1 protein-coding gene and 1 pseudogene are annotated in these 858 nt (G+C 47.9%); both read left to right on the top strand.

Annotated features, from left to right (window positions below; translation table 11 throughout):
• A pseudogene (locus C7R94_RS29785) lies at nt 1-117 on the top strand (4-hydroxybenzoate octaprenyltransferase); the annotation flags it as partial.
• Nucleotides 114-710 (top strand): UbiX family flavin prenyltransferase, encoded by a 597-nt coding sequence (locus C7R94_RS29780; protein WP_017248115.1) that lies wholly within the window; start codon nt 114-116, stop codon nt 708-710. The pseudogene C7R94_RS29785 and the gene C7R94_RS29780, both read left to right, overlap by 4 nt.
• Nucleotides 711-858 lie beyond the last annotated feature (148 nt).

Genomic DNA, 858 nt, shown 5'->3' with positions numbered 1-858 from the left:
CACACGCTGGTGAAACCAACAGACCTTTCCAAGCTGGATATGGCATTCTTCAATATGAACGGCATCTTGAGTGTCGTGATGTTTACCTTTACGATGATTGACTTGGTGATTGCATGAACAAGCAAAAGTGGGCTGTCGGGATAACAGGTGCAAGTGGTGCTATCTATGGTGTTCGAGTCGTCCAGGAGCTTTTGCGTGCTGGACATATCGTTCACTTGATGATTACAGAAGCAGGCTGGCAAGTATTTCGTGATGAACTGGATTGGCACACGGATGACAGAGAAGCTCTGTTGCAGGAGAAGCTGCAACAAGACTTTTCGGGTGAGCTACATTATTGGGGACTGCGAGATTTCAATTGTCCCGCAGCCAGTGGTTCCTATCGCTGTGACGGTATGATCGTAGTACCGTGCTCGATGGGGACTGTTTCTGGCATCGCACATGGCGCATCAGGCAATTTGCTGGAGCGCGTTGCTGATGTCATGATCAAGGAAGGTCGGCGATTGGTCATCGTTCCGAGAGAGACGCCTCTCAATGCGATTCAGCTCGAGAACATGCTCAAATTAAGCCGTCTGGGAGTCAAGATTCTGCCTGCCATGCCAGGCTACTACCAGAAACCGCAAACCATGGATGATCTGATCAATTTTGTGGTAGGGAAAACTTTGGATGCAATTGATGTACCACATTCGCTATTCCGGCGTTGGGGGGAATAAACGCATGCAAAAGTCTTTGCGTGTTGGACAAATTTTGTATACCAATGTATTGCCGGTTTACTTCTATTTTGATCAGGCAAAATTCGAAGACCGAATCGAATTCATCCGCCAAGTTCCTGCCCAGTTAAACACAGCAATGGCGAATGGC

Origin of the sequence: Brevibacillus sp. NRRL NRS-603 (genome assembly GCF_003013445.1) — a bacterium.
Taxonomy (GTDB): Bacteria; Bacillota; Bacilli; order Brevibacillales; family Brevibacillaceae; genus Brevibacillus; species Brevibacillus formosus.
Note: the sequence above shows the minus strand (reverse complement) of the source record. Positions and strands in the feature narration are given on the sequence as shown.

Bases quoted from the DNA above. Each gene is read 5' to 3' on its own strand.
- C7R94_RS29780 (WP_017248115.1), top strand. From the start codon at position 114: ATGAACAAGCAAAAGTGGGCTGTCGGGATAACAGGTGCAAGTGGTGCT.